General features: G+C 28.2%; 7 protein-coding genes. 4 read left to right on the top strand and 3 right to left on the bottom strand.

The genetic code is table 11. From position 1 onward, the window contains the following. The first annotated feature begins 3 nt into the window (after nucleotides 1-3). A complete protein-coding gene (locus KGF50_RS05180; RefSeq protein ID WP_227847109.1) occupies nucleotides 4-1008 on the top strand; it encodes an AI-2E family transporter in 1005 nt (334 codons plus the stop codon). A 144-nt stretch (nucleotides 1009-1152) separates the two neighbouring features. Here KGF50_RS05180 and KGF50_RS05175 read toward each other — a convergent pair whose 3' ends face one another. The 3 genes from KGF50_RS05175 to KGF50_RS05165 all read right to left on the bottom strand — a co-directional run bounded on the left by KGF50_RS05175 (nucleotide 1153) and on the right by KGF50_RS05165 (nucleotide 3635). Continuing rightward, complete coding sequence (locus tag KGF50_RS05175; protein ID WP_021385244.1) at nucleotides 1153-1461, bottom strand: DUF1540 domain-containing protein; 309 nt, start codon at nucleotides 1459-1461, stop codon at nucleotides 1153-1155. A 61-nt stretch (nucleotides 1462-1522) separates the two neighbouring features. Beyond that, nucleotides 1523-1951 carry a hypothetical protein gene (locus KGF50_RS05170; RefSeq protein WP_227847108.1) on the bottom strand — a complete coding sequence of 143 codons (429 nt, stop codon included), beginning with the start codon at nucleotides 1949-1951 and terminating at the stop codon, nucleotides 1523-1525. 226 nt (nucleotides 1952-2177) lie between these two features. Next, entirely contained in the window at nucleotides 2178-3635 is a 1458-nt protein-coding gene (locus tag KGF50_RS05165) for a carbon starvation CstA family protein (protein ID WP_227847107.1), read from the bottom strand. Nucleotides 3636-4055: 420 nt separating this feature from the next. On the opposite strand from KGF50_RS05165, the gene nadA reads away from it, so the two are divergent. The 3 genes from nadA to nadC are packed head-to-tail and all read left to right on the top strand — an operon-like array spanning nucleotide 4056 to nucleotide 7101. Continuing rightward, nucleotides 4056-4970, top strand: a complete 915-nt coding sequence (gene nadA, locus KGF50_RS05160) for a quinolinate synthase NadA (RefSeq protein ID WP_227847106.1) — start codon at nucleotides 4056-4058, stop codon at nucleotides 4968-4970. 12 nt (nucleotides 4971-4982) lie between these two features. Then, the gene (locus KGF50_RS05155) at nucleotides 4983-6284 is read left to right on the top strand and encodes an L-aspartate oxidase (protein ID WP_227847105.1); all 1302 of its coding nucleotides are present in this window, start codon (nucleotides 4983-4985) and stop codon (nucleotides 6282-6284) included. Continuing rightward, the gene (gene nadC / locus KGF50_RS05150) at nucleotides 6265-7101 is read left to right on the top strand and encodes a carboxylating nicotinate-nucleotide diphosphorylase (RefSeq protein ID WP_227847104.1); all 837 of its coding nucleotides are present in this window, start codon (nucleotides 6265-6267) and stop codon (nucleotides 7099-7101) included. The genes KGF50_RS05155 and nadC overlap by 20 nt, the downstream gene beginning before the upstream one ends. The last annotated feature ends 159 nt before the right edge of the window (nucleotides 7102-7260 follow it).

Below are 7260 nucleotides of genomic sequence, written 5' to 3'. Positions count from 1 at the left end.
GAATTGACATCTGATAGTTCAAAATATAAGATTGTTTCTATATCTGTGGTAGTGATTATTTTAATTACATTTTGGTATATGTTAAATATGGTGCTTTTAACATTTATAATGACTTTTGTTTTTTATAATTTATTAGTTTCCATAAGAAAAAGAATTAGGAAATTATTTTCTTTATATGTTCCTGATTCATTGATAATTATAGTATTATATTCATTATTTGCTATATTATTAGTATTGATTAGTTATGCAGTTGTGCCAATAATTATAGTTCAACTTACAGAGTTAAGCAGGATTTTAAGTAATTTTGATGTAAATCAATTTGCTCAATCTTTAGGACCAAAGATTTATCCTATTGTTTCAAAGTTGGATTTTAATAAATATATTTCACAGGCAGGATTGTTAATAGCATCAGCAGCAACTAAAGTTGGAAGTTTTGGGATAAATATATTACTAGCTTTTTTACTGAGTTTACTGCTTTTACTTGAAAAAAATGATATTAAAAAATTTGGAAATAAACTTGCAGAAAGTAAGATTTCTTTTATCTATAATTCTCTTGTATTCTTTGGAAAAAGTTTTGTGAAAAATTTTGGAGATGTAATGAAAGTACAAGTAATGATTGCATTTATAAATTCTATTGTTTCTATGATTTTTTTAGGATTTATGGGTTTTCCTCAAATATGGGCTTTAGGGCTTATGATATTTGTTTTGGGTCTTATTCCTGTAGCTGGAGTTATAGTGTCTCTAATTCCATTAACAGTAATAGCCCTTAATATAGGAGGGATAGCAAAAGTATTTGGCGTTTTGGCTATGATTTGTATAGTGCATGCAGTGGAAACATATATATTAAATCCTAAGTTGATGTCAAATAGAACAAAACTTCCAGTTTGTTTTGTTTTCATTATTTTACTTGTGGGAGAGCATTATTTAGGAGTATGGGGATTATTAATTGGAGTTCCAATATTTATGTTCCTTATGGATATATTTGGTGTAAAGTTTACCTCAAGATGATAATTTATATGACATTAATTTACTAATACATAATGATTTAATTGTAAAAAAGAACCTATAATAATAGATATCTTTTAAAAGGTGTCTGTTTTATAGGTTCCATTTTATTTTTTATAAACACTATATAGTTAAATATCAATGAAATTATTTCATTTCAAAAGTTTCACAACTTGCATTTCCTGAGTTTATATGAACTTTTTCAGCTTTGCAAAGTTCATTTTTGTTGTATTTACATTTTACAGCTTCACAATGAATATTATCTGTATCAACTTGGTTAGTGTCATTAGAACGACTAGTTATTCCAGATGTATATTTGTCTTCAAAAGAAGCACAATAAGTATTTCCTGTAGTAGTTGCTTGCATTCCATCTACTTTTATGCTACCAGCATAGCAATATCCACTAGTATTATAAGCACAGTTAGTAGCGTCACAATTTAAATTATTATTTTTCATAAATAACCTCCTAAGTTTTTTATTTAAACTTATTATGTGAAGTTATTTAAATTTTATACACTTATTTACAATTACATTTCTTACATTTAACAATTACATCTTCAGAAGTTTCTCTTCCTAAATTTTTATTAACATGATATACATCAATATTTTCAGTTGAACCACATATAGAACATTTAAAGTTATTTTCTAGTAAAGTTCTTTCTCTAAACAACTTCCAGTACATAGAATTAATATAATCATTATATTTTACCTTAAGGCATGTCTCAAGAAAGTTTATGTATAGATTGTCTAAATCTCCTGTATTTAAGTCTGTATACTCAGGCTCAAAATATTCACAGCATCCTCTAAAATCAGGTTTGGTATCTGAAATAACACATTTAATATCATATCTGTAATCTAGGCTGGGCCCCTTCAATGAAAGGTGTGTGCAAAAAGAACAAGATGTTTCTGGTAAATTTTTTTCTAGTTCATGTAATTTATTATTCATAAGTATTCCTCCAAAAAATTATTTTGAGTATATAAACAAGTAGATTATTTTAAATCTTTTATTTATTTATATTAGATATATAGGATAAATATTCCAATAAAAGATAGCTGTTTATTTATTAATGTATTTAATAAAAAAGAGGCTAATCTCTATTTTGAGACAGCCTCTTTTTTATTGAGTTATTTAAAATTAAAAGTTTTAATAAAAATCTAATAATATTTTATATTTAGCTAGCTAAATTTGTATCCGTTTTGTTTTTTAGTTTTCTGCCATAGTATACAGTTAAAACTGCATATAAAACAGTAAAAATGGTAGCTAAAATATATGATATATTTATACTTAAGTTAAATCCAATTTGAGCATTGAATATATAACTAGAAATTACAAAAGAATAAAACATACCTGGGATTAAGCTTATGATGTAATTTTTTTCTTTTATTATAAGATAAACTGTAATCATAGCAAAGGCGAATATAGCAATAGTTTGGTTACTCCAAGAGAAATATCTCCATAGTATATTAAATCCAGAAGCACTAAGTTTTGCAAATATAAGGATGGCTATAACAGGAATAAATATACAGATTGATAATATAACACGATGTTTCTTTTCTTTTTGGTCATAATGGAAGTAATCTGCAAGCATTAATCTTAAAGATCTTAAAGCTGTATCTCCAGAAGTTATTGGTAAAACAATAACACCTATTATAGCTATAATACCACCAACAGAACCAAGTAAGTCTCTAGCAACTAAACCTATTACATCAGGAGAACCTATTAATTCACTAGGTATTCCTTTGTTGTAAATACCCATAGCAGCTGCAGCCCAAATCATTGCAATTAAACCTTCTAAAATCATCATATTATAAAAAGTGCTTCTACCTTCTTTTTCATTTGAAACTGATCTTGCTATAAGAGTAGCTTGAGTTGAGTGGAATCCAGAAACAATACCACAAGCAACTGTAACAAAGAATGTAGGGATAAGAGGAATTCCATTAGGATGGATGCCTTTCCAGTTTGCTAGGCTTAAATTAGCTAAGTCATAACCTTGTGTAAATATTCCAATTCCAACACCAGCAGCAGATAAAAGTAGAATGGCTCCAAATACTGGGTATATTTTTCCTATTATTTTATCAATTGGAAATAGTGTTGCACATAAATAATATACAAAGATGATTCCATAAACTATCCAAACGACTGGATTATTGATAGTTGATTTCATATTTAAAATTTGAGTAACTACCAAATCGCCAGGTGTATAAATAAAAACTGCACCAACCAAAAGCATTAATAGGCAAAGGAATATATTATAAACTTGAAAGACCTTATTACCTAAAAATCTGCTTATAAGAGAAGGCATCTGTGCTCCTTTTTCTCTTATACTAATCATTCCACTCATATAGTCATGTAAAGCTCCCCCCAATACACAACCAATAGGAATTAGTATAAATGCAATAGGACCAAATAAAATACCTTGTATAGGTCCTAAAATCGGTCCTGTACCAGCTATATTAAGCAACTCAATAAGACTATTTTTCCATTTTTTCATTGGAACATAGTCTACTCCATCACTCTGAGCAAGTGCAGGTGTTTTTCTGTCATCTGGGCCAAATACTTTTTCACAATAAGCGCCATATAAAGCACCTCCTATTAGTAAAATAGCCAAACCAATTAAGAACGTTGTCATAACATCACCCCATTTATAAAATTTTTTTGGATTCTGTATACATATTGTCTGAATGTGTAAGTTTTTATAAGATTTTATCCTTAAAGTGCTTACAAATTCTATAAAGTATTAAAACTAATATAATTTCAGAAATAAATACATATACATAATCATGTACTTAGTATACATGTATTTGGAAAAATTTTCAATATTATAGCAAGAAAGAATATAAAAAATATTCTGATAATATTCTACAAAAAATTAAAAAATACAAAAAAAATAATTTAAATAGATATAAAAAAATGATAAATTAATTGATAGTGTAAGTGTCTATATCTTAACAATATTAAGAGGTCTAAAATTCTTGAAGAAAAAATAGTCAAGTGATATAATGAATTTACAGGTGTATATACACTAGTACATATAGAAAGCGGTGCAATTATGGATAAAGATTTAACATATCAAATCAAAGAGCTAAAGAAAGAAAAAAATGCAATAATACTTGCTCATTTTTATCAACCACCAGAAATACAAGAATTAGCAGATGCAGTTGGAGATTCGTATTACTTAAGTGAAATCGCTAGAGATTGTAAAGAAGAAGTGGTTGTATTTTGTGGTGTGAGATTTATGGGAGAAAGTGCTAAGATATTATCACCTGAAAAAACTGTATTGATGCCAGTAAGTAACGCTGGGTGTGCTATGGCAGATATGGTAGATGAAGAAGGCGTGATAAAACTAAAACAACAGTATCCAAATGCTTTGGTTGTATGTTATATAAACTCTACAGCTAAAGTTAAAGCACATTGTGATGTTTCAGTTACATCATCTAGTGCAATTAAAATATTAGAAAACATAGATAATAAAGAAATTATATTCCTTCCAGACAAGAACTTAGGAGGATATATTGCAGAAAAATTCCCTAATAAAGAATTTATATTTTGGGATGGATATTGTAAATATCACAACAATATAAAAGCTGAAGAAATAATTGAATTAAAAGAAAAGTATAAAGATGCAGAAGTATTGGTACATCCAGAATGTAAAAAAGAAATAAGAGACTTAGGGGATTATGTAGGTAGTACATCAGGAATAATAAAATATGCGACTAACAGCAAAAATACAGATTTTATAATAGCAACTGAAGAGGGTATCTTACATGAATTAAAGAAAAACAATCCTAATAAAAATTTTTATATTCCTGGTGGAAGAATACTATGTACAGATATGAAAAAAACAACATTAGAGAATTTATATAGTACTCTTAAAAATATGGAAAACGAAGTTATTGTAGAAGCTGAAATTATGGAAAAAGCTTTAAATTCACTGCTTAATATGCACAGATTAGCAGAAGGATAGAGGGATAGACTTATGAATTTAGAACAGGATGTTTTAATAATTGGAAGTGGTGTTTCGGGATTATATTGTGCATTAAATTTGGATAAAAATTTAAATGTACTAGTAGTATCAAAATCTACAATTGAAAACAATAACACATATCTTGCACAAGGTGGAATTTCAACTGCTAGAAATATTGATGATATAGAATCTTTTGTAGAAGATACAATGAAGGCTGGGCAGTATAAAAATAAGGTTGAAGCAGTTAAAGTTCTTGCAGATGAATCTATAGAAAATGTAGGTCAAATAGTAGACTATGGTATGCCCTTAGACAAAGAAAATGGAGAGATAGATTATACAAGAGAGGGAGCTCATAGCGTAAATAGAATAGTTCATAGCAAAGATAATACAGGAGAGGTTGTTTTTAAGACGCTATTGAAAGAAGCTAAAACTAGGGAAAACATAACCCTTATAGAAGATGCTTATCTTTTAGATATATTAAAAGATGGTAATAAGTGTATAGGAGCTAGAATTTTTAAGTCTCAAAAAGAAATTCATATCTTTTCAAAGGTAGTAGTTTTAGCTACAGGTGGAATTGGTGGACTTTTTAAAAATTCTACCAATCAAAGACATCTTACAGGTGATGGAATTGCTATAGCATTAAGAAATAATATTAAAATAGAAAATTTAGAATATATTCAAATACACCCAACAGCTTTCTATGAAGAAAATAGTGAAGGTAGAAGGATGCTTATATCTGAATCTTTAAGGGGAGAAGGGGCTAAGCTTTTAAATAAAAATAAAGAAAGATTTGTAGATGAACTTCTTCCAAGAGATGTAGTTTCAAAAGCTATTTTTGAACAAATGGAAAGAGATGATTTACCTTATGTGTATTTAGATGCAACACACTTAGATAGTGAGTATTTAATCAATAGATTTTCTTTTATATACAATGAGTGTTTAAATAGAGGAACAGATATAACCAAAGAATATATAAAAGTATCTCCTGCACAACATTATTTCATGGGCGGTATACATGTTGATTTAGATTCAAAAACATCTATGGAAAATCTATATGCAGTAGGTGAAATTAGTTGTACGGGTGTTCATGGAGCTAATCGACTAGCAAGCAATTCACTACTTGAAGGTCTTGTATTTTCAAAAAGAGCAGCTAAAAATATAAACTCAGTTATAGGGAGTATAGAAGTGAAGTTTATAGATGTACCAGATATAGATGTGGATGTAGAAAAGGTAAAGGAAGAGAATAAAATATTAGTTATAAAAGAAATCGAAAGAACAAGTGAGGATTTTGGCGATGAATTATTTGATTATTGATAAAATGATACAAGATGCTTTAATAGAAGATGTTCCAAGTGAGGATATAACAACTAATTCTATTGTAGATGAAAATTCTAAGTCTACTGTAGATTTAATTTGTAAACAAGATGGTATAATAGCGGGTTTAGGTGTGTTTAAAAGGGTTTTTGAAATACTTGGAGATGTAGAGATAGAATTGTATAAAAATGATGGCGATAGGGTAAATAATGGTGAAAAGATAGCTGTATTAACTGGAAATACTAGAAACTTACTTGTGGGAGAACGGGTAGCGTTAAATTATTTACAAAGAATGAGCGGGATAGCTACTGCTACAAGTATGTATGTGGAAAAGCTTGAAGGTACAAATACTAAACTATTAGATAGTAGAAAAACAATACCAAATCTTAGAATTTTAGATAAATATTCTGTAAAAGTAGGTGGAGGATGTAATCATAGATTTAATTTATCTGATGGAATATTACTCAAAGATAATCATATTGGAGCTGCAGGTAGTGTTAAAAATGCAGTTGAATTAGCTAGAAAAAACACTTCTTTTGTCAGAAAAATAGAGGTAGAAGTGGAAACTCTAGAGATGGTAAAAGAAGCTATAGAAGCTAAAGCAGATATAATAATGTTAGATAATATGAGTTTGGAGACAGCAAAAAAAGCTGTAGAAATGATAAATGGGAGAGCAGTTGTAGAGTTTTCTGGAAATGTAAATTTAGATACAATAGAATCTATAGGAAAAATTGGTGTTGATGTTGTCTCTGTGGGAGCGCTTACACACTCAGTGAAAGCTCTTGATATAAGTATGAAAAATTTAAGAAACATATAAAACAGTATTAAAATAAATTCAATAAAAAAGTATTAAACAGGTTTAATTTAATAATATGATAAATAAAAAATAGATTACTTAAATAAGTTAGATAAATTTAAGTAATCTATTTTTTATTTATTAAAGTTAACTGAAAGGACAAAATAACCAAAAAATAAT

The sequence above is a fragment of the Clostridioides sp. ZZV15-6598 genome (assembly GCF_020657705.1).
GTDB lineage: Bacteria > Bacillota > Clostridia > Peptostreptococcales > Peptostreptococcaceae > Clostridioides > Clostridioides difficile_F.
Note: the sequence above shows the minus strand (reverse complement) of the source record. Positions and strands in the feature narration are given on the sequence as shown.